17 protein-coding genes are annotated in these 23950 nt (G+C 35.5%); 12 read left to right on the top strand and 5 right to left on the bottom strand.

Annotation, left to right across the window (positions count from 1 at the left end; genetic code table 11):
• Positions 1-238 precede the first annotated feature (238 nt).
• From Q4503_RS07415 to Q4503_RS07375, 9 genes are all read left to right on the top strand, one after another.
• The gene (locus Q4503_RS07415) at positions 239-1321 is read left to right on the top strand and encodes a DcaP family trimeric outer membrane transporter (RefSeq protein WP_215974597.1); all 1083 of its coding nucleotides are present in this window, start codon (positions 239-241) and stop codon (positions 1319-1321) included.
• 120 nt (positions 1322-1441) lie between these two features.
• A complete protein-coding gene (locus Q4503_RS07410) occupies positions 1442-2260 on the top strand; it encodes an ABC transporter ATP-binding protein (protein WP_215974596.1) in 819 nt (272 codons plus the stop codon).
• Positions 2260-4239, top strand: a complete 1980-nt coding sequence (locus tag Q4503_RS07405) for a long-chain fatty acid--CoA ligase (RefSeq protein ID WP_215974595.1) — start codon at positions 2260-2262, stop codon at positions 4237-4239. Before Q4503_RS07410 ends, Q4503_RS07405 begins: the two co-directional genes overlap by 1 nt.
• A complete protein-coding gene (locus Q4503_RS07400; protein WP_215974594.1) occupies positions 4236-5129 on the top strand; it encodes a branched-chain amino acid ABC transporter permease in 894 nt (297 codons plus the stop codon). The genes Q4503_RS07405 and Q4503_RS07400 overlap by 4 nt, the downstream gene beginning before the upstream one ends.
• Before the next feature lie 42 nt (positions 5130-5171).
• Positions 5172-6245: a branched-chain amino acid ABC transporter permease gene (locus tag Q4503_RS07395; protein ID WP_215974593.1), complete on the top strand. Its 1074-nt coding sequence runs from the start codon at positions 5172-5174 to the stop codon at positions 6243-6245.
• 138 nt (positions 6246-6383) lie between these two features.
• On the top strand, positions 6384-7643 hold the full coding sequence (locus Q4503_RS07390; protein WP_215974592.1) for an ABC transporter substrate-binding protein: 1260 nt from the start codon (positions 6384-6386) through the stop codon (positions 7641-7643).
• Positions 7644-7855: 212 nt separating this feature from the next.
• Positions 7856-8677: an ABC transporter ATP-binding protein gene (locus tag Q4503_RS07385; protein ID WP_215974591.1), complete on the top strand. Its 822-nt coding sequence runs from the start codon at positions 7856-7858 to the stop codon at positions 8675-8677.
• A gap of 136 nt (positions 8678-8813) precedes the next feature.
• Complete coding sequence (locus tag Q4503_RS07380) at positions 8814-10064, top strand: phenylacetate--CoA ligase family protein (RefSeq protein ID WP_215974590.1); 1251 nt, start codon at positions 8814-8816, stop codon at positions 10062-10064.
• Positions 10065-10217: 153 nt separating this feature from the next.
• Positions 10218-10715, top strand: coding sequence for a PaaI family thioesterase (locus Q4503_RS07375; RefSeq protein WP_215974589.1), 498 nt, complete (start codon positions 10218-10220; stop codon positions 10713-10715).
• Positions 10716-11051: 336 nt separating this feature from the next.
• Here the strand turns inward: Q4503_RS07375 and Q4503_RS07370 are convergent, their stop codons facing one another.
• Together Q4503_RS07370 and Q4503_RS07365 are read right to left on the bottom strand one after the other, a co-directional pair.
• Complete coding sequence (locus tag Q4503_RS07370; RefSeq protein ID WP_303601846.1) at positions 11052-15746, bottom strand: EAL domain-containing protein; 4695 nt, start codon at positions 15744-15746, stop codon at positions 11052-11054.
• Between the two features lie 175 nt (positions 15747-15921).
• On the bottom strand, positions 15922-18732 hold the full coding sequence (locus Q4503_RS07365) for an insulinase family protein (protein WP_215974587.1): 2811 nt from the start codon (positions 18730-18732) through the stop codon (positions 15922-15924).
• 198 nt (positions 18733-18930) lie between these two features.
• Here Q4503_RS07365 and sixA point away from each other — a divergent pair, with 198 nt between their 5' ends.
• Positions 18931-19473, top strand: a complete 543-nt coding sequence (gene sixA / locus Q4503_RS07360) for a phosphohistidine phosphatase SixA (RefSeq protein ID WP_215974586.1) — start codon at positions 18931-18933, stop codon at positions 19471-19473.
• Between the two features lie 33 nt (positions 19474-19506).
• Here sixA and smrB read toward each other — a convergent pair whose 3' ends face one another.
• Positions 19507-20079, bottom strand: a complete 573-nt coding sequence (gene smrB / locus Q4503_RS07355) for an endonuclease SmrB (RefSeq protein ID WP_303601845.1) — start codon at positions 20077-20079, stop codon at positions 19507-19509.
• 144 nt (positions 20080-20223) lie between these two features.
• Here smrB and prmB point away from each other — a divergent pair, with 144 nt between their 5' ends.
• Positions 20224-21171, top strand: coding sequence for a 50S ribosomal protein L3 N(5)-glutamine methyltransferase (gene prmB, locus Q4503_RS07350; protein WP_215974584.1), 948 nt, complete (start codon positions 20224-20226; stop codon positions 21169-21171).
• Positions 21172-21276: 105 nt separating this feature from the next.
• Entirely contained in the window at positions 21277-22407 is a 1131-nt protein-coding gene (gene aroC / locus Q4503_RS07345) for a chorismate synthase (RefSeq protein WP_215974583.1), read from the top strand.
• 159 nt (positions 22408-22566) lie between these two features.
• Here the strand turns inward: aroC and Q4503_RS07340 are convergent, their stop codons facing one another.
• Positions 22567-23025 (bottom strand): Hsp20 family protein, encoded by a 459-nt coding sequence (locus Q4503_RS07340; protein ID WP_303601844.1) that lies wholly within the window; start codon positions 23023-23025, stop codon positions 22567-22569.
• Positions 23026-23366: 341 nt separating this feature from the next.
• Positions 23367-23939 (bottom strand): thiol peroxidase, encoded by a 573-nt coding sequence (tpx, locus tag Q4503_RS07335; protein ID WP_354668422.1) that lies wholly within the window; start codon positions 23937-23939, stop codon positions 23367-23369.
• Positions 23940-23950 lie beyond the last annotated feature (11 nt).

Here is a 23950-nt window from a genome sequence, read left to right as displayed (position 1 = left end):
CTTACTAAATTTACCATAGTTCACTGACAATATATTTCTATATTTCTATAACTTAAGTACTAGTACTTTGGTTGTTTAAACACCTAATACTAAAGGACTAAGCGCTAGGTGCTAAGTCTTATTGCCGATTGTTACATTTGTTTACTGTTCTATTATGTTTTTGAACAAAGAGAATAACAAAACAATAAATACAAAAAGTAAAACTATAAATAAAAAATATAAAAAAGGGGAAATAGTAATGTTTAGCAATAAGTCTACAAAAAATAAATCTAAAAAATTATTACTTGCTGGAAGTCTACTTTTAGCTACGGGTGTCGCTAATGCAGCTTACGATATTAAGTTGACGGATGAAGATAGCCTATCTTTTGGTGGCTACATTAAAGTGGATGCTCGCTATGTTGATGGCGATGTTGCATACCGACCATATTGGGCCGGATCAGGTACTAAGCTAGATGAAAGCGCTTCTCAGTTTAATCTTTTTGCCAATGAAACACGCTTCAATATGAAATATACCCATGATGATGTTATGGGGTTTATTGAAATGGACTTTTGGGGAGGCGGGGGTAATGAGATTGTTTCTAATTCTGCTAACCCTCGTATTCGTCATGCGTTTATTAAGTATAAAGATGTATTAGTTGGGCAAACATGGTCAACTTTTATGAATACTAGTGCTATTCCTGAGTCAGCCGATTTTGCTGGCGCTACCTTAGGTTTAGTTTTCATTCGACAAGGTCAAGTTCGCTATACCATGGGAGATTTTCAAGTATCAATTGAAAATCCTGAAAGCTGGGGTGGCGATACCGCTAATGACAGTATTCCCGATGTTGTTGCGCGTTATAACCTAAAAGGTGACTGGGGAAATATTTCTTTTTCTGCATTAGGTCGTCAGCTAAATACTAATTTAGGTAATACCGAAACAGCGATAGGTGCTTCAATTGCTGGCCGCATTAAAACAATCGGTAAAGATGATCTTAGGTTCCAACTTCATCAAGGCGAAGTAGGTCGTTATGTTGGTGCAGGTTTTACTCCCGATATTTTCACTAAAACAGATGTGAATGGCAATGTCATTGAAGAAGTGGAAGATGTTACTTCTTATCTTGTTGCTTATCGTCATTATTGGACTGACACTTTAAGAAGTACTGTACTTTATGGTGCTGCTGATGCGGACTCTTCAGGTGCAGATCGTCGTCAATGGGGTGTGAATTTATTTCAAAATTTAACCAAGCAACTAGCCGTTGGTGTTGAAGTAGGTAACTTCACCATGAAAGAGCAAGACGCTGATTCTAATTACGCCCAACTTTCACTGCAATACGTACTTTAGTTTTCAAGTAAAGCGTTGTTGACGTAACAGTTCCCATTTTGTTGTTACGTTTTGGTGGGGGGATATTCCCCCACTTTTTTTAAACGCATCTATTATTTTTATTTATTTAGGAGAGGGAGTATGGCTGAGTCAATACTCAAAGTAGAGCAAGTTTCATTAGCATTTGGTGGTGTGAAAGCGCTAACTGATGTTAGCTTTGAAGTTCCCCGAGGCTCTGTATTTTCGATAATCGGCCCAAACGGTGCTGGTAAAACGTCCATGCTTAATTGTATATCTGGTCGTTATCGCCCTAATTCAGGCAATATCATTTTTAATGATCAAAATGTCACTAAGTTGTTGCCAAATGATAGGGCCGACCTTGGTATGGGGCGTACTTTTCAAAACCTAGCTTTATTTGGTCACATGTCGGTATTAGACAATATTATGGTTGGTCGTCACCACCTATTAAAAAATAATTGGCTTACAGGCCCACTATATTGGGCTTCAAATGCACAAAAAGAAGAGTTAGCACATAGACGATACGTCGAAGAAGTTATTGATTTTTTAGAAATTTCTCATATCAGAAAATCGGTTGCCGGCACGCTATCTTATGGTTTACGTAAACGCGTCGAGTTAGCAAGAGCAATAGCTTTAAAGCCAGAATTAATTTTACTTGATGAGCCCATGGCGGGAATGAACCTGGAAGAAAAAGAAGACATGGCTCGTTATATCCTCGATTTAAACGAAGAGTTTGGTATTACCGTTGTGATGATTGAACATGACATGGGAGTGGTTATGGATATTTCCCATCAGGTGATGGTGCTCGATTTTGGTAAAAAACTAATTTCTGGTTTACCTGATGAAGTGATGGCTGACCCACATGTGAAACGTGCTTATCTTGGTATAGAAGATGACGATATTGAGAAAGCAACAGTCTATGCAGAAAAGGAGGCTAGCTAATGTCAAGTTTAACAGAAGTAGCAGCGAATAAAGATTTTGATATGGGTGAATTAGATACCTTTCCTAAAATACTTCGTCACAATGCCTTGAAACACCCAAATGATATTTCAATGCGTGAAAAAGAGTTTGGTATATGGAATGAATTCACTTGGTTAGATTATCAAAACCGCGTTAAGTGGCTTGCTCTATCATTAAGAGAATTAGGTATTCAACCTAAAGATGCAATTGCTTTATTAGGTGATAACCGTCCAGAGTGGGTTTGGGGTGAAATATGTGCCCATGCAATGGGCTGTTATTCTATTGGGATTTTCCAAGATTCATTACATGAAGAAGTGGTTTATTTACTTAATAAAAGTAATGCGACTGTTGTGATTGCGGAAGATGAAGAGCAGTGTGACAAATTACTTGAGTTAGGCGAAGACATTCAAGATGTAAAAATTATTGTTTATTGCGACCCTCGTGGTATGCGTAAATATGATGATAAACGATTAGTGAATATTGAAGACCTTTATAAGCAAGGACAAGCAATAGATAAAGCCTCTCCTGAGTTATATGACCTATATGTTGACTCTACACGTGCAGAAGAAACCGCTATTTATTGTACTACTTCAGGTACAACGTCTAAGCCTAAAATAGCATTTTTAGGTGGCGGAAATTTTGTAAAACACTGTAGTTCATACTTGCGAGCAGATCCTCGCCAAGCTGGTGATAACTACGTTTCAGTTCTTCCTTTACCTTGGATTATGGAGCAAGTCTATGCTGTTGGCCAAGCATTAATAGCAAGACAAATTGTTAATTTTGTTGAAGAGCAAGAAACCTTAATGGCTGATTTACGAGAAATAGGGCCAAGCTTTGTATTACTTGCGCCACGTGTTTGGGAAGGCATTTTAGCTGACGTAAAAGCTCGTATGATGGATTCAACACCATTAAAACAAAAGTTATTTGATTATGCCTTTGCCTTAGCTGAAAAAGCACAGAACCAAGGAAAACGCTCTTGGCTCGCCGATTTATTATTAATGAATGCGTTAAAAGATCGATTAGGTTTTACTTTTTTGAAATCTGCCGCAACAGGTGGTGCCGCGATGGGACCTGATACTTTTAGGTTCTTCCAAACTATTGGTGTGCCTTTACGTCAACTTTATGGTCAAACTGAACTATGTGGTGCTTATACCGTGCATGAAGCAAATGATGTTGATTATGACAGTGTTGGTATCGCTTTTGATAGTGCCGAAGTAAAAGTGATTAACACCGATAAAGCAGGCGTAGGTGAAGTTATCGCCAAAACCGTTGGTATGTTTACCGGCTATTTAGATAACCAAGAAGCATATGACGAAGATGTTATTGATGGTTGGATGCATACAGGAGACGCCGGTTACTTTAAACCATCAGGTCACTTGGTGATTATCGATCGTATTAAGGATCTGGCGAAAACAAGTAACGGTGTGCAGTACTCTCCACAATACATTGAAAATAAATTGAAATTTTCATCTTTCATTGGTGAGGCCGTTATTCTCGGTAAAGATAAGCCGTATTTGAGCGCACTTATCTGTATCCGTTTTTCAATCGTATCAAAATGGGCTGAGCAGCACGGCTACAGTTTTACTAATTATACTAGCTTGTCAGCCTTACCTGAAGTGTATGAGAAATTAAGCGAAGAAATAGAAAAAGTTAACGATACGTTACCCGATGCTCAAAAAATTAATAAATTTATCTTACTTTATAAAGAATTAGACGCTGATGATGGTGAATTAACTCGTACCCGTAAAGTGCGCCGTAGTGTTATTGCAGACAAGTATGGAGACATTATTACGTCTATTTATGATAACAAAGAAAAAGTTGATATAGATACTGTGATTACCTTCCAAGATGGTGGGAGCTCACGCATTAAAACTCAGCTTAAGGTATCTACGTTAATCGAAAATGATGGTAGTGCAACTACAGCAAATAATGTTAGCCAAATAGAGAGGAAAGCATCATGAATTTTGAACTCTTAATTCAATTAGTAGTAAACGGACTGATAGTTGGTTTGTTATATGGCGTCATTGGGATGTGTTTCGTTTTGGTTTACAAATCAACCCAAATTGTAAACTTTGCCCAAGGTGAATTTCTGTTGATTGGTGCCTGGGTTTGTTGGGCATCACTTATTTACTTAGAGCTACCATTTTTTGCTGGTTTCTTACTATCGCTTTGCTTTATGGCTGCTTTTGGGGTGTTACTACAAATGATAGTGCTAAGACCTATGATAGGCGAGCCTATTATCTCTGTGATTATGGTAACGATTGGCTTATCAATATTTTTCCAAGCATTAATGAAGTGGATATTTGGTGTGTCACCACAAAGTTACCCTCAAGTATTTGATACTCAAACAATTAATATTATGGGATTAAATATTGAGATGGCGTACTTAATGAGTACCATTATTGCCTTAGTTATCATGATAGCTTTCTACTTATTCTTTAAACATTCTAAACACGGTCTAGCAATGCGCGCTACTGCTTTTGACCAACAAGTATCACAAAGCTTAGGTATATCTGTTAAACACGTTTTTGCGATGAGTTGGGGAATTGCCGCAACTGTTTCAGCAACGGCAGGTATTGTGATTGGCATGGTAAATGGGGTTTCAGATTCACTTTCTATTATGGGAATTAAAGTTTTTCCAGCGGTTATTTTAGGCGGATTAGATTCCATTATCGGTGCCATTGTCGGTGGTTTAATTATCGGTGTGTTAGAGAATGTTGCCGAGTTTTTTGATAGCCAATATTTAAACATTGGCAATATGTATGACATAGCACCATTTTATGTCTTGTTAATCATTCTTTGGTTCAAGCCTTATGGGTTGTTCGGTACTAAAGACATTGAGCGTATATAACGCGACTTAATTAACAAAAAGAATAATTATTAGGAGTAACTTATGTCGAGCTTAACTATGCGTCCGTGCGGAGATTTCCGTACCAGCTATAAACAAGACAATACAATTTTTGAAACGAAAACCATCCGTTGGGTGACTATATTTACTATCATAGCGTTGTGCTTTGCACCTGTATTACTTGACGGATACTTTATTACCTTATTGATTCAAATATCCTATTTAGGCATTGCAGCACTGGGGTTAAATATTTTAGTGGGATACACCGGACAAATATCGTTAGGTCATGGGGCTTTCTTTGGCTTTGGCGCATTTGCCTCAGCTTGGTTGAATACAAGTTTTAATATACCTGTGTTTTTGTGTATTCCTTTAGCTGGTTTTTTAACCATGGCGGTTGGCATGATGTTTGGTGCACCGGCGGCAAGAATTAAAGGCTTATACCTAGCAATAGCAACATTAGCATCGCAATTTATTATTGAGGATTTCTTTGCTCGTGCTGAGTGGTTCTCGGGTGGTGCATCAGGCTCTATGGCAGAGCCAGTAAAATTATTTGGTTTTGTTTTTGATACCGACCAAAGTTTTTATTATATCGCGCTGTTTGCCTTAGTTTTTATGTTTATTTGGGGATGTAATTTAATGCGCAGCCGTGATGGGCGAGCTTTTATAGCGGTACGAGACCATTATTTATCAGCTGAAATTATGGGCGTTAAATTAAATAAATACCGTTTATTATCCTTTGGTATTTCTTCATTCTATGCCGGTATTGGCGGTGCATTATACGCGCATTACTTAGGTTATGTATCTGCAGAAGGTTTTACCATTATGATGTCTATTCAATTCTTAGGCATGATTATTATTGGTGGCTTAGGGTCTATTAAAGGCACATTAATGGGCGTTATCTTTATGGTGTTTTTACCTGAAGTATTATCAAGCGGTGTTGGTTTTATGAAAATGACTGATTGGGGCAATATTCCAATGGTTATCGATGGTTTAGCTTACATTAAAGAAATGGCAATTGGTTTGGTTATTATCGGATTTTTAATTTTTGAGCCAGAAGGTCTATCACATCGCTGGACGCAAATTAAAAACTATTGGAAATTCTATCCATTTGCTTACTAAGTGCTTTGTTTAAGTTATTAGTAAGTCATGGAGAATAAGATGAAGTTAAGTTTATGGGGAGAATTTTAGCTTAACTTCTTAATAAAATGTAAAAAAGTTTAACAATCTAATATATAACAATAAGTTAAGGAACATCACATGAGAAAAACTATAAATAAAAAATTATTACTAAGTTCAATTGCGACTACTGTTTTGTTAAGTGCTATTAGCCAAGCACAGGCACAAGATTCTGTTTTTGTTGGTCATTTGGCAGATATGTCGGGTCCAACAGCATTTGTTGGTAAAAATTATGCTGATGGTGTACGAGACTCTCTCGCCTATATAAATGCTAATGGTGGCATTAGTGGGACTAGACTTGAATCTGAAACAATTGATTATGCTTATAAAGTACCACAAGCGATTGCCAATTATAAAAAATGGAAAACGCGTAAAAATATGGTGGCGATGCAAGGTTGGGGAACGGCAGATACTGAAGCATTAATCTCTTTTGTTGCTCGTGATAAAACGCCTGTTTTTTCTGCGTCTTATTCCGGACATTTGACTGATCCAACCGCTAAAAATCCACATACGAAAAAGCCAGCACCATATAATTTCTTTTATGGAGCATCTTACTCTGATGCTTGTCGTGGTTTAGTTCAGTGGGCCGCTGATGATTGGAAAAAGCAAGGTAAAGACGGCAAACCAAAATTTACCCATATAGGCGCCAACCATCCATTTCCAAATGCTCCAAAAGCTGCTTGTGCAGAGTATGCTGAAGAACTCGGTTTTAATGTGCTACCACCCGTTGTTATTTCTATGAAACCTGGCGATTTTAAAGCCCAATGTTTAAGTATTAAAAGCTCAGGTTCAAATTATGGTTATATCGGTAACTTAGGTGGTTCAGTTCAATCGTTAGTTAAATCGTGTAGTACTGTTGGTGTTGATATTCAATTTATGTCAAATATTTGGGGTGGTGATAAAGAAGTCTTTGCAGCTGCAGGCGAAGGAATTCAAGACTATATATTCCCAACGATGACCCCTTTTTGGGGAGATGATGTACCTGGCATGAAGCTGCTACGTGAAATTTCTAAAATGTCAGATGAATCAGGTAAAGAAGAGCGTGTTCATCACTATATTCGTGGTGTTTGTTCAACTTACTTTATGAAAGAAGCAATGGAGTGGGCTAAAGACAATGGTGGTATTACTGGTGAAAATATCAAAAAAGGGATGTATGTTCATAAAGATTGGGTGCCAAAGGGGTTAGAAGGTGTTTGTTTAGCTGCTAATTGGACGAGTGAAGATCACCGTGGTGTTAACCAAGTTAACATTTACAAAGGCAACTATAACGATGGTGATATAAAAATTGAAAAAGTATCACAAGTTACCTTAGACCGTCGCGATGATTGGTTAGGTTATTAATTTTAACTTATTAATTTCAAGTAAGCGATTGCAGCACCAATGATGTCATTGGTGCTAGTCATAACCACTCATTGCGTTATTTAGCGCTGTGGTTGTGGCGATAACTTGATGATTTTTAGCGTAATAAAATTAGTTAGCGAGTTTGTGATTATATCTAATGGGTATTGATTTCAAATTAGACAAATATAAAGATTTTAACGGAGCCTATAAATATGTCTCAGGCAGCAGCAAAAATTCAAACAGCCACACCTATGTTATCAGTTAACAATATAGAAGTTGTTTATGACGAGGTTATCCAAGTACTTCGAGGAGTATCTTTAGATGTACCAGAAGGTGATGTTGTTACTTTACTTGGACCTAACGGGGCAGGAAAATCGACAACATTAAAAGCGATTTCTGGACTTTTAAAGACAGAATATGGTGAGGTCACTAAGGGTGATATCACTTTTATGGGCGAACGTATCGACAAAAAGAACGCAGAAGATGTTGTGCGTAGTGGACTTTTTCAGGTAATGGAAGGGCGTCGTATTATTGAAGATATGACATCAATTGAAAATTTGAAATTAGGTGCTTATACCCGAAACGACTCTCAAATCAATCAAGATATAGAGATGGTTTTTCATTATTTTCCAAGGTTAAAGGAGCGTACCGGCTTAGCAGGGTATTTGTCGGGTGGCGAACAGCAAATGTTGGCGATTGGTAGAGCATTAATGGCACGTCCTAAAATGATCTGTTTAGATGAGCCATCGATGGGCTTATCACCATTGTTAGTAAAAGAAGTTTTTGGAATTATTAAGAAAATAAATGTAGATCAAGGTATTACCATGTTATTGGTCGAACAAAATGCTAACTATGCAATAAAGGCTGCTGATTATGGTTATATTATGGAATCAGGGAAAATAGTGCTTGATGGTACGCAAGAACAATTAATGAGTAATGAGGATGTGAAAGAGTTCTATTTAGGTGGCGGTAATGAAGAACGCAAAAGTTTTAAGAATTTAAAATCTTATAAACGACGTAAACGTTGGTTATAAGATTGTACTTAATGATTTATTGCCATGTTGAGCTTCGTTTTATTTTGTAAACATTAAATGGCTTGACGGTGAACTTAAAAGTACATTGCAAATTTAAATAATAATAAACGTTATCATAAGAGATTATCGAGTGACCATGAATAAATACTTTTACGAGAGTGAGTGCGAGAGCTCACCATTGCGAGAGCAAGCATTATTAAGACGTTTGGCAGATTTTATCAATTATGCTAAACAGGAGTGTGAACATTACAAGGAAACGCTAGCTCATATTGATGGAGAGAAAATCACTAGCCGTGAATTATTAGCTCAGCTTCCTATTACCCGAAAGTCAGATTTAATACGTTTGCAGGCTAAGCAATCTCCTTTAGGTGGATTAAACGCTGCAAAAGCTAATTTAGGTCGAATCTTTCAATCACCAGGTCCTATTTATGATCCTGAAAACACGAAAGATGATTGGTGGCGTATGGGCCAAGCTTTTTACGCCGCGGGATTTAGGCAAGGTGAACTTGTTCAGAATTGTTTGTCTTATCATTTAACGCCGGGCGGTTTTATACTTGACTCAGGCGCTAGAGCTTGTGGTTGTATCGTGATTCCTGCAGGTCCAGGACAAACAGATCAACAACTCGATATTATTGAACATTTAAAACCACAAGGCTATGCCGGTACACCTTCATTTTTAAAAATTTTATTAGATAAAGCCAAAGCTGAAAACCGAGACGTATCTAGTATAACTAAGGCGTTGGTTACTGGTGAAGCTTTACCTAAACCCTTAAGAGCCGAGTTAGCTGCTGCAGGAATTGATACTTTGCAAGCCTATGCGACTGCTGATGTTGGTCTTATTGGCTTTGAATCACAAAGTGATGAAGGGTTAATCATCGCAGAGGATTTGCTGGTTGAAATAGTGCGACCAGGAAGTTTAGAGCCTGTGGCTGAAGGCGAAGTGGGTGAGGTTGTTGTTACTAGTTTTAATGTAGATTATCCACTTATTCGCTTTGCTACTGGAGATTTATCTGCTGTGAAGTTAGGTGTAAGTGACTGTGGTCGGACGAATATGCGTATTAAAGGCTGGCTAGGACGTGCTGATCAAACAACTAAAGTGAAAGGTATGTTTGTTCATGCAAGTCAAATTGAGCAGGTGAGACAAGCTTATCCTTACATTGCTAAAATGCGCCTAGTAGTCTCGCAAGCTAATTATAATGATAAAATGCATCTACAGTGTGAAGTAACAGACAATAAGTATTTAAAAGAAGATGTTACCAATATGCTTGATAGAATTAGTAGCACATTAAAAAAGGTTACTAAATTAACCGGTACGATAGAGTTTGTTGCACTTGGGTCGCTTGCTGATGATGGCAAAGTGATTGATGATTTGCGAACTATTGATTGAGTTTAGGGAAGTTAATTGTATAAAAATAGGCATTAAGCAAAATTAAGATAAATTAAGTTATAAGTAAGCTCTAAGAAAGCTCAGTTAAAGTTAAGTTTAATATTTTTAATAAACAAAGTTGAGCGCTATTTTATCTACTATTAAGGAATAAATATGGAAATCAAAGCTTTTCAGGATTGTTACCCAGAAGAACTAAGTCATTGTTATGGTTGTGGTAAAAATAATAATTATGGTCACCAACTAAAAAGTTTTTGGCAAAATATTGATAAAGATAATGTATTAGCAAGTACGACTGTAGCTCATTATATGCCGGCAGATATATACACTGCGATTCCTGGCTTTGTCTATGGCGGCATGCTTGCCTCATTGATCGATTGTCATGGCACTGGCAGTGCCTCAGCAATGGCTTATCTTGCTCAAAATCGTGACATGGGAAGTACCCCAGCATTGCGTTTTGTAACAGGTGCGCTCAACATTAATTATTTAGCACCAACACCTCAAGGGGTTGAGTTAACGTTAATTGGACGTTTTAGTGAAGTAAAAGAAAGAAAAGTTATTGTGGATATATCTTTGTCTGCTAATGACATTGTTTGTGTTAAAGGGCAAGTGATTGCAGTATTAATGCCTGAAGGTATGACACCTAAACGTTAGTGTGTATTTATATACAGATGTGATAATTCAACCTAGCTTAAGTTAATTAGTCTAAATTGCTATGGTAGTAGTTGTAGGACTAATTAACTTTTCAGACTGATTTTTGACCCATTTCTTGAACTGCCTTTTTAGCTAAGCGCTTACCCACTAAACTCTTTCGATTCTATATTTATATCCTACTCACAATTACCTTCGTAAGTTTCAAACCACTAAAGTATTTTATACAGCGACTTATTTCCGCCATAAACAACCCTTTATTTTTTCTAATAACATCGTTACTGTCAACTGAACTATTAGTGATATCGTTTTACCCCCCCCCTAAGTATTACATGTTTTTTATTGGCTAAAGGAAGTCGATTTACTTGTTATTTGATGAGCAATTAAATATTTTTGGAAGTGATCGGTGGCTAATGGTTTACTGTATAAATAGCCTTGTAATTGTTCGCAGTGTAGGCCTGATAGAAATTTTAGTTGTTGATTAGTTTCAACACCTTCAGCCACAACATCCATACCCAAGTTATGAGCGATAGTGATAATGGTCGCAACCATATTTCTACCTTGCTCAGACTCTTCAATATCATCGACAAAAGCTTTATCTATTTTTAAGGTGTTAAGTGGGAATTTTTTTAAATATGCTAAAGATGAGTAACCGGTACCAAAATCATCTAGCGATAAATGAATGCCCATAGCTCTTATTTGTAGCATGGTCTTAATGGCGCTTTGCGGAGAGTCCATTACTGTGCCTTCGGTTATTTCTAACTCTAAATGCTGAGGCGGTAGCTCGCTTTCTTTTAAAATAGTTGCTATTTGTGCAACTAAGTTCGATTGGGTGAATTGTACAGCAGATAAGTTAACAGCAACTCGACCAGTAAATAAGCCAGCATCAACCCATTTTTTTGTCGCGAAACAGGCTTTTCTTAGTACTATTTCGCCAATATCAATAATTTGTCCCGTTTCTTCTGAAACTGGAATAAATACAACTGGGCTAATAATACCTTTACTGGGGGTTTCAAAGCGAACTAAAGCCTCCATTCCAGAAATTTTGCCACTCGCAATTTCAATTTTGGGTTGATAGTAAACAGAAAATGAATCGTCTTTTAAGCCATGTCGAATTAAACTTTCAATTTGTAATCGTTTCACTGCTTGTTTGTTCATGGAGGCACTAAAAAATTGATATTTATTACCGCCACTGCCTTTTGCATGATACATTGCTGTATCGGCATTTTTAAGTAGCTCGTGCCCAGTATTACCATCTTCAGGAAATAAGACAACACCAATACTACTGTACAAAACTATTTCTTGGTTGTTTATTTTAAAAGGGATGGCAACAGTGCGTAAGATATCTTTGGCTAATGAAGTAATAGTATGTATATCATTAGTACCTTCAAGAATAATACTAAACTCATCGCCCCCTAATCGATAAACGGTATCTTGTTCACGTCCAAGAGTTAACATTCTTTTAGCAACTTGGCATAAAATAGCATCACCTATTTGATGTCCCATAGAGTCGTTAATTTTTTTAAAGTTATCTAAATCAAATACGAATAAGGCATGATTAATATTACTTTTGACTAACCTTGCTTGGTGAGCTTGAAAATATGAGCGATTGGGTAAACCTGTTAAAATATCTGAACTAGCTAGCTTTCTTAATTCAGATTCTATTTGTTTACGTTTGGTTATGTCAGAAAAAACACCCACAAAATGAGATATTTGATCATTTTCATCATTAATAATATCTAAGTTTAAATCAGCAAAAAACTTACTGCCGTCAGCTCGTAAACTTTCAACTTCGCCATGCCAACTGCCTTTGGTGACTAAGTGTTGTTTAAGCTTTTGGGTAAAGCTTTGAGGGTACTGTTTGAATGTGATCGGTTGACCAATCATATCCTCTCTTTCTTGTCCTGTTATTCGCTGAAAAGCTTTATTGATATCGACAATTGTAAATTGACGATCATAAATGACAACAGCATCCGATATATTTTGAATACATTTAGCAAATAATTTTAAACTTTCTTCCGTTTTTTTAAGTTTACTTATATCCTTAAGTGTACCAGTCATACGTGAAGGATTATTTTTTTCATCACGTTCAACTATTTTCCCTCGATCTAAAATCCAAATCCATTGATTGTATTTATCTTTAACTCGGTAGGTTGCTTCAAAATGCTCTGTTTTTTCAGAAACATGATCGGCGAGGGCCTTTTTTACTCTCTCAATGTCATGTTGATGTATGTTAGTAGCTTTACTACCATTGTGATGTTTTTGCGCACTTTTATTTCGAGTTCCATCTTGTGGGAAGTCCAAGACTCCCCAAATATTAGAGCGATAAATTTTATCAGTGATAATATTCCAATCCCACATTTCATCACCACTTCCCCAAAGTGAGAGTTTTAAACGTTCTTCACTTTCTTTTATTTGAGAATTATAGTGTTTCTTGTTTTTATACTGTTGAAATATATAAGTTAAAAATAAAAAAGAAATAAAAGCATAAACGGCTATCATGCTTGCTGATAACCACCATGGAGGTAAAATTCGTACATGTAATCGACTGATTTTCGTTTTTTGAGGGGAATGAACATCAAAGGCTTGTACTTCAAATATATAATTACCCGGGCTTAAGTTAGTGTACGTAGCGCGGTTGTTATATCTTCCTGTATTAAGAGAAGCATCAATCCATTCAGTCTCTAGTTCAACTAATCTATACTTGTAACGGATTTGATTATTAAGTTTTGCGTTAGGAGAGACAAACTCAAAGCTGATAGGGGATTGTTTGTAGGCTAATTCGAGCAAGCTTAAAGCATTTAGCTGTTTTTTTAAGGTAAAAGGAGCATGAGTATTGGTTAATTCAGCCTCATCTACTTTTATTGGTACTTTTTTGTTAGCAACATAAAGGTTGGTAAATATTGGTGCAGTAATGTTTTGCTCTATTTTTAATAATTCATCAGGGTTAAATTGATAAAATCCATTGGGGCTACCAAAAAACATATCGCCATTACTTGATTTAAAGGCCGCAGATTCTTGGAATTCAGGGGTATTAATATCGAAGTCTACATCAAATTTTATTACTTTTTCTGTTGCCAGTGATATTGCGTTTATACTTGTGTTTGTTGCTACCCAAATATTGTCATTGCTATCAACTAATAGTGATGCGATATAGTTATTTTGTAAGCCATTATTTTCATTGAAAGTATATGTTTTTTTTTCATTGAATATAGTTAATCCTTGTGACTCTGTGCCTAATAGAACATTATTATTTTGCATCCAAATGTTATTGATTAAACTATTATTAATGATGTCAGTTAACTTTTTACTGGTTTTTTGATAAGAATATTCATTTGTATCAAAGATAAAAGCTTGATTTTTTGTTGATAACAGAAATAATTTATCGCCATTAACTTGAAAGTTAATGAATTGACTTTTATTTAGGGTTGGATAAACAGTAAATGTTTTTTGCGCTATGTGATATTCAGCTAGAAAGTTTTTGCTGTTAAGGTACCAAAGGCTGTCTTTTATTTTTACGACAAAGTTTTCAACAGGGTGGTTTGACTCATTGAACCAAGCTTTATGTTCCGTTACGCTATTTTTATTAATATCATACTGATAGAGCTTGCCACTTTCTGTTCTGAGAAAAAGCTCATCATCATTAGCTGAGAAAACCTGCCAAATATTTTCATTTAAATTTAGTTTACTTTTAGCTAATACTTTTGTTTTAGATAAGCTAAATAAACCATTTTTTTCAGTAGATAACCATATAGTGCCGTCAGAGCTCTCTGCAAAAGACTCAACACGATAACCTTGACCATTATCTCTGGCTAAACCATGATAAATAAAATCTTTCAATGCTGAATATTGATTTACACCACCGCCATAACTGGCAAGCCACATATTATTATTGTTATCACGATATATATCCATTAACCAGTTGTCACTGATAGACGTTGATTTTGGGCTGCTTTGATAGCTTTGAATTTGTCTATTTAATAAGTTAATTGTATTTAAACCATTGTGAGTAGCTAACCAAATGTGGCTTTCATCATATTGAGCAATGGCTCTGACATTATTAGACAATAATACTTGCTGATCATTAACATCTTGTTTAGTTGTGGTTAAATGTGAAATTAATTGGTAACGGTCATCAACAATATATAAGCCATTATCTGTGGCTAACCAGTATTGATTGTCAATAGTTTTCATATCAAATAAGGCAGTGGCAGTAATTGATAAGTTATGTTTATTTTGTTTATTAAGGGATCCGATATAATTGAGATTTTTACTGAGTAAATGAATGCCTTTATCATAACTACCAAGCCAATATGTACCTGCATTGTCTTGGAATATCGTTTTGATTTCTTTAAATAATTCGTTGTGATTCCGGATGTAAATGGGGTCGAAAGCTATCTCTTTAACTGGTGTTTTGACCGACAACGTTTGTAATCCTTGAGTTGTCGCAATCCATAATAACGACTCACTTTGGCCACCTTGTGCCGAGCTGCGCTTATTTTGATAGATATCCCAAATAACGTTATCTTTGAGTGATAAATTATTTTGCTCTTCATGAACAAAGTTATTGAAGTTATCGAGCTCATAATTATAACGGCTTAAGCCATTTTCAGTACCAACCCAGAGTGTTTTCTCACTATCAATGAATATTTTTCGAATAATATTATCAGCAATAGAGTGTTTATCTTTAGTGTTATGTCTGTAGACAACAATATTATTACCGTCAAAACGGTTTAAACCATCTTCTGTGGCAAACCAGATAAAACCCTGATGGTCTTGGGTGATATTAAATACATTGGAGTTTGATAAACCGTCTGACGTTGATAATTGGTTAAACTTGAGGAAGTTATTACTTAAAGTGCTTTGAGCAACCGATTGGCTGCTTGGTAATGCGTTAGCTGTATAACTATTTATCGATAGGATTGCGAGTAAAAGGCTGCTGATAAACTTTTTTATAATAACCATTCGCGGTATTTTATCGGCAATTAAATACAAGGTTATAATAGCAATAAATGTAAAAAAATATGGCAGCACAGTACAACCTAGTTTGATTTAAAGTAAAAGAGATATAAAACATTATTGTTTTTTATACAAAAAAAGAAAAATAAGGTTTGTACCATTAAAAATCATGCACCGCTTTAAGTCAACTTTTCTCTTTAATTGTTTTAAATACTGCTTATTATCTACTCATAAATTTATATCGGTAGTGTTAATATTTTCTTTTACTTTTTTTAGTGAAGTAGTTAGGTGTTATTATATTTTTTCTCTTTAATTTTGCTTCTATTTTTTGCGTGAATTCAGGTTCATTTGTTGGTGTAGACATAAGAATGATTCTGTCAGGGTGGGAAATAGTCATCAATTGAGCCTGAATAAAGGTTATTATTTCTTCAAACTTTATACTTAAAATAACGTTGATAAGTTGTTTAATATGTGAAAAGTGTACATCTTTATTGCAAATAGCTGCCCAGAATCGCTGACTTTTTATTCTTAAGTTATTATCTTTTTCTTGCAACTGTCCAGCTAGACCTTGAATAAGGTGTGTCCAGTCATCTGGAGAGATGCTTGTTATTGTTTCAACACTTTCATTAATGAAGCGATCAATAGCCTGCGTTAAGGTAATTGCATCGGTATGTGGCGACTGAATGTAAAAGGCAATGCCTGGGTAGCGATTTATTGGAACATAACCAACACCGACTAAATAACCATATTGTTTATTTGTGCGCATCTCTTGAAAGAATAAAGGAGATAATAGGTGACTAGTTATCATGGCTAAAGCAATTGAGTGATTATTTCTCGTTTCTAATGGGGCGTACACTACGGTTGCATGATCATGTTCCGGTATGGTTATTGGGAGTACAAGCGTTTCTGTATTGGATATATCAACAACAGGGCAAAGAACTGAATAGCCAGCATGATAATTGTGATTAAATGCGCGTTTAATGTTAGCGACTATCTCATTAGCATGTTCCATTAGCCAATTACCATGGATAAGTACTTCTAGGGTAACTTTTTCGAAAAGCTTTTTACTATAGGCTTGATAATGGGCAAAGGAAATGTGAGTTAAAGCCTGTGCTAAATTGGCTGACGTTGGGTTGTTTGGTTGCATCAATGAACTTAATGTGGAAAATAATTGTGAAATAGATTTACTCTTATTGCTATTTTCCCAATGATTGATTAATTGTTTTTTAAATAAATTGAAATCGTCTTGAGTGATATAATGATGCTTTAAGCGGTATATAAGTTTCTCTAATAATTTAGGCTGATTTTCACTAAATCCTGATATTTGTAACGTCATACCACCTTGATGAGCATATAAATGATAGTGAATAGAGGCAAGCTCTGCATCATAATTTTCTTCGATTACGGTATTGGTGAATAAGTCGACAAATAACCGCGTCATGGCAATATTCTCTATACTCTCTATTGAGCAAGGTGAATCTATACCAACATATATATACCCTTTGGGGACTTTAAAGGTTGTGTCTTGTTGATACCATACAACTAAGCCATTAGAGTCTTCAATTTTTGTCGGGTGTTTTTTATCATTATTATTATCAAAAATTTGTGGTTTACCTGTAATGTAAGGGTTTTCTTTAGGGAGATATAGAGCCTTATTTTCCTGAAAAGCTTCACTGGTTGGTGTTGATAGGTTATGCCAACGAGTTAATAGGTGCTTTTCTATTTTAGTGACATGATAAGGAACTTGATACCAAGTACTGGTTTTAGAAAAACGGTTGTTTTGGCTAACGTGAATAATGCGTACATTGTCTGCATTCAAATAATTAAGTAAATGATTAACATTTTTATGACTCATACCTGACATGATGTAGTCACCAAAAATATAGTCTTTAGCCGGATAATGCTGCATATTAATGACCAATTGGCTTACATTATCGAGCGGGGGGCACTTTTCATGGTAAATAAAAGCGAGTTCAGCAATGGTTTGTTTTTCTTTATAGTAGTAGCAAGGGATTTTTGTGGATTTCAACAAACCAATATAGGAGAAAACAAGGCTAATAATTTCATTAATATGTGCTTCACCTAATTCAGTTAAACTAATGCTGACGTTAAAATCTTTAAAGTTAGAGCCATTAATGCCAGAGCCTGCGGTTAAATTCATCGCCCATTGTGTTTTTTTTAGTGCTGATAAAATACTGCCTTTACCTTCATGTCCAATTAAATAAGCTAAGATAGATTCAGGTTTATCTTGATAATATTTATCAATACTTTCCATTGCAAAACTGATAATTAATTGATGTTCATTCTTTACCGGCTGCACATCTATTTGTATACCTTGATGTTCAGATAGATATAACGGCTCAGTAATTTTATTTAATGGTTGGCTATTGTTTTGAATGCCACTGAACATGCTTTCGGCTAAGTGTTGTAATTCAGCTAAAGGTTGTGGCCCTTCAATGGCAAGTGTCATAGAACTTGCTTGGTAATATTGATTGAAAAAAGCGTTGATTTCCTTACTTATTGATTCATTATTTCTATCTGCAAGTGTATCTAAATTTCCGACAGAAAATTTTGAAAATGGGTGGTGTTGATTAATTGTTTCTTTATGTACGTCATATAACCGTCGAACATCATCCTTTAGTTTTAATTTAAATTCAGCTTCAATGTTTTTTCGTTCTGTGACAACAAAGTCATCGGAAAGTAACGGTGAAATAAAAAACTGACTGAAGCGCTCTAATGCTTCGGTAAAATATTGATGTTGGATATCGAAGTAGAAACAAGTGTGCTCAGTTGCAGTCCAAGCATTGTTACTGCCGCCATGTTGGTTAATAAATTTTTGATACTCACTACCATCAGGAAACTTACGTGTACCTAAAAATAACATATGCTCTAAGAAGTGAGCTAAACCTTGCCTTGTTTGTGGATCATTAAAATGCCCTGCATTTACCGCTAATGCAGCGGCAGACTTTTCAGACTCTGCATTATTAATCAGCAAAACGCGTAGACCATTGTCCAAAGTAAGTGGTTGGTATTTTTTTAAATCATTTGGACTTTGCTTCAAGTTGCAGCTCCTAAATTAGCTTGAGAACTCTTTTTTAAATTGAGCTGTTTTTTTATTAATTGGCAGCCTTTAAATTACCTTATGAAATAAGTAGAGTCTAATTTATTCTTAACAGTTGATTTATATTCTATTACCATTACTATAGCCAAAATAAAGACAATAAGGGTAAGTTTATCTACTCGATAAACTGGAGAATAAATGCATATTTTTATCATGCGCCATGGAGAGGCTGCAAATACTGACACTGAAGACTCAGTTAGACCGTTAACAAAAGTAGGCATTATTGAAACTACCAAAATGGGAGCGTGGTTAGCACACCGAAAATTATCGCAAGTGAAAGTGTTTGTTAGCCCTTATCTTAGAGCTCAGCAGACGTGTGCGAATGTTATTGAAGCTATACCTGAAATGGCAATTAATAGTGGACTCATGCCTGAAACACTTAATTTAATTACGCCTTCAGGTAACCCGCAGCAAGTGCATGATTTTATTGATGGCTTCATTAAAGATATTGGTTCTTTTAATAAAGAAACAACTCTAGATAAAAAACAAGGTGTCTTATTTGTTTCGCATATGCCTTTTGTTAGTTATTTTGTTGCCGAGTTAACTAATTCGAGCAATATGCCACTTTTTGCGACAGGAACAATAGCGATAATTGATTATGATATTGAAAAAATGCATGGTGAATTAGTCGGTATGGTATCACCAGAAAATGCAGAGCTTTACAGTGAGGAATTTTTTTAGTTGTTATTAGCGTAAGTTAGCTGAATCGATATATTACATTCTTGTAAATTTATCTTTGAGTTCAATAAGAGCTAATAAAGCGCCATTACCACCCCATTCTAAAGGCGCTTGGTGAAATGCCATTACATCAGGGTGTTGCACTAACCAATGAGGAACTTTATTTTTTAATATCTTTGAACCAAGACCATGAATAATACAAACGCATTGCGCATGTTCTTTTTGACAAGCATAGAGTAATGCAGCTATTTCTTGCTTGGCTTGATGTTGATCTAAACCATGTAGATCTAAAATTAAATCAGGTTTGTATACACTACGTCGTAAATTCTTAGCTTCAAAACTGTCAACATCGGCGCGTACATATTTCATTGGCCCCTGTTTATTTAAATTGGGTTCAAACTCATCAGAAAAATGAAATTGTGCATGGGCTTTGTTTTTGTGTTGTAACGTACTTTGTAGCGAATTTTTTAGCTGATATTTACTTTTTGGCTTGCTGAGCTTTTTATCAAAGTGTATTGTGTCCACCTTTAAAGGTTTCACCTTGCCAGTGGCTTGTTGAAACAACTTTTCTTCCACGTTGTCGTTTGATTTTTGAAATATATCTTTCATTTTTATCATGGCAGTTTAAAAATATCAGTTAATCTTTACAAGAGATGAATGTAATGAATTATAATCAAACAAACGTAATTGATGATGCATACATTCTAAAGAATGTAGAGTATACAGAAAACTTAAAGGTTTTAGGAACTAAAAATGAGTAAGTTCACCGCCGTAACGAGCCAACTTCACACAATCGCTGATTATTGCCGATATGGAGCAACGTTATTTAATCAAGCAGAGTTGTTTTATGGCCATGGTAGCGATAATGCTTTTAACGATGCTTATATATTAGTTATGTATGCTTTGTCTTTACCTAATGATACTGACGACAGTATTATGTCATGTCGTTTGATTGAAACTGAAAAAGTAGATATTTTGGGTTTGTTTACTCGTCGTATTGAAGAGCAAATCCCTGTTGCTTACATTACGAATGTGGCTTACTTTGCCCAACTACCTTTTTATGTTGATGAACGTGTATTAATCCCTCGTTCACCGATTGGTGAATTAATTGAAACTAAATTTTCACCTTATATTGCGCAAAACAATCCACCTAAGCGTATTTTAGATTTATGTACCGGTAGTGGTTGTATAGCAATTGCTTGTGCTAGTTATTTTGACGAAAGTGAAATTGATGCAGTTGATCTATCTATAGATGCGTTGAATGTTGCTCAAATAAATATAGAAAATCATGGTCTTTGTGAACAAGTTATTCCAATTCAGTCTGATATATTTTCTGGGGTTGAAGGGCAAAGTTATGATTTAATTGTCAGCAATCCACCTTATGTTGATCAACAAGATATTGATAGCTTACCGCAAGAATATCATCATGAGCCTGAAATGGGTTTAGGTTGTGGGGAAGATGGTTTAGATATTGTTCGTGTTATTTTAGCTGAGAGTGCTAACCACCTTAACGATGAGGGATTACTTTTTTGTGAAGTAGGAAACTCAGAAGTTCATGTTAAAGCCCTATATCCAGATGTTCCTTTTACTTGGCTTGATTTTGAACGAGGCGGGCATGGTGTTTTTATGTTAACGAAAGCGCAGTTGATTGAGTTTTCAGATGTTTTCGTTGCTGCTTTAAAACACGATTCAATAAATTAAATAGTACTAAGCTAGTTTAAGTAATTAATATTAGTGAGTTAATATTAGAAATTAGCAGTATAAATTCATATATTTGTAAAATAAGAAATAGATCTTGGAGCTAAAATGTCAGGCAATACCTTTGGAAAATTATTTACCGTCACCTCATTTGGCGAAAGTCACGGTTTAGGACTAGGCGCCATTATTGACGGTTGTCCTCCGGGAATCGAATTATGTGAAGAAGATTTACAGATTGACTTAGATAGACGCCGTCCAGGTCAATCACGCTTTACTACAGCTAGAAATGAAGCGGATAAAGTTAAAATAATGTCAGGTGTTTTTGAAGGGAAAACCACTGGCACGCCTATAGGGCTTATTATTGAAAATACAGATCAGCGTTCTAAGGATTACGGAAATATTGCGCAAAGTTTTCGACCAGGCCATGCGGACTATACTTACACACAAAAATATGGATTACGCGATTATCGAGGGGGCGGTCGTTCGTCAGCAAGAGAAACAGCTATGCGTGTTGCTGCGGGTGCCGTAGCTAAAAAGTATTTATTGCAAAAGTTTGGTATGAAAATACAAGCTTGTGTTACACAAATTGGTCCTATTTCGGCAACAACTGCTGAAGGAAAGCCACTTGATTTTGCAAACATTAATTGGAATGAAGTTGAAGAGAATCAGTTCTTTTTTCCAGATAATAATAAGCTTGAACAGTTAGACCAATATTTACGTGATGTTATGCGTACTAAAGACTCTATAGGCGCAAGACTTAGTGTTGTTGCAACAAATGTACCTGTAGGCTTAGGCGAACCTATTTTTGATAGACTTGATGCAGAGATTGCCCATGGTTTAATGAGTATTAATGCTGTTAAAGGTGTCGAAATTGGTGATGGTTTTGCTGTTGTTAATCAAAAAGGCTCTGAACATAGAGATGAGCTAACGCCGGAAGGTTTTAATAGTAATCATGCTGGTGGCGTTTTAGGTGGAATTTCTTCAGGACAAAATATTATTGCTCATTTAGCCTTAAAGCCGACATCTAGTATTGGTGTTAGTGGTAAAACAGTTGATGCTAATGGCGAAGCAGCAGATATTATCACTAGAGGTAGACACGACCCTTGTGTTGGTATTCGTGCAGTACCTATTGCTGAAGCTATGTTAGCACTAACATTAATGGATCATTACTTAAGACACCGCGCACAGAATGCTGATGTAGTTTGCACAACGCCGGTGATCACAAAGCATTCAATTTAATTTTTATGATGTAGTTATTTACTCAGTAACTATTTAGCAAGTTGTTGTTTTTCAATTAATCATAACTCATAAATTATCATAACCTAGACATAAAAAAGCCCAGTCAATGACTGGGCAAAAATAACAAATAAGTAGGAAATAGGGGAGAATTACAAACGCTTAACTATCACTTAGTAAGCTTTTACCATTGATTGCAATTTTTCTTGGTTTTAACGCTTCAGGTATTTCTCTTTGCAAATCAATATGTAATAAACCATCCTTCATAAAGGCACCAATGACTTTAACATGTTCACCTAATTGAAACTTTCTTTCAAAATTTCGTTCGGCTATCCCTTGATGTAAAAATTTTCTCGGTGCTTGTTTTTCTGAATTATTATTTAGTGCTTTTGTGCCAATAATAATTAGACTGTTGTCTCTTGATTCGATATCAATATCTTCTTCACTAAAACCAGCCACAGCCATAGTAATTCTATACTTATCTTCGGCTAGCAGTTCTACATTATATGGTGGGTATGAAGATTGTTTTTCAGCTTGTGAAGCTTTGTCAATTAAGCCAGCTAAGTGATCAAAACCAATAAATGAACGGTAAAGTGGGCTGAAATCTGTAGATGTACGCATAATAAAATATCCTAATAATTAGCAATAATAATATTATTTTAAACAATAAGTGATTGTAACTTCTGATCTCTATATTGAGCGACTCTTACCAACTAGGTTGCATAAAAGTAAATTTTCAATACGCTATTACATAGTGATATAAAGTAATACTCATTGATAAAATAATGCTGCCTTTCTTACCTAATGTAGGCGTTAACGAACAGGCAATGAGTTATACCATTTGGTATTGTGTAGCCCCTTACGGCGACTACACTAATAAAGATGGGACTGGTAAAATATTTTTCAAGGAAAAAAATAAAAATATTTTTATTGTATTGATTTATATGGAATTATTTATTTAATTAATTATCAGGTAACTCATCATCGTTATCATTATCTTTACTTTCAACGACTAAAATGGGGGCTATATCTCTTACTGCTTTTAATGCAGCGGTGTAATCTGGATGTTGAGAAATATTTTTAACTAATTCTTTATATTTCACTTTTCCTTGAGCATCAACAATAAAAATAGCACGAGTTAGTAAGCCCATATCTTTGATAATTAAACCGTATTTTTCACCAAAATCACGCCAAACTGAGTCGGATAGTACTTTAATTTGATCAACATTTTCGACTTTGCAAAAACGCTTTTGCGCAAAGGGTAAGTCATTACTGATGGTTAAAATAGTTATATTACTGGGTAATTTTGATGCTTCATCATTAAAGCGTTTGGTTTGAATAGAGCAAATGCCTGTGTCCAAACTAGGAACAACAGAGATTAAAATAGTTTGATCTTTAAAATCAGATAGTTGCACAGGCGCAAAGTTTTTGTCTACTACTTTAAAGTTAGGTGCTAGATCGTTTATAGCCACTTGAGTTCCAAGTAATGTGACATACTTATTATTTGCTTTAACTAAGTTTTGTGTTTGATTCAAATTGTCCTGAC

Origin of the sequence: Colwellia sp. 6_MG-2023 (assembly GCF_030547765.1) — a bacterium.
Lineage (GTDB): Bacteria > Pseudomonadota > Gammaproteobacteria > Enterobacterales > Alteromonadaceae > Colwellia.
The sequence above is the reverse complement of the archived record's forward strand: the minus strand, read 5'-3'. Positions and strand labels throughout refer to the sequence as shown.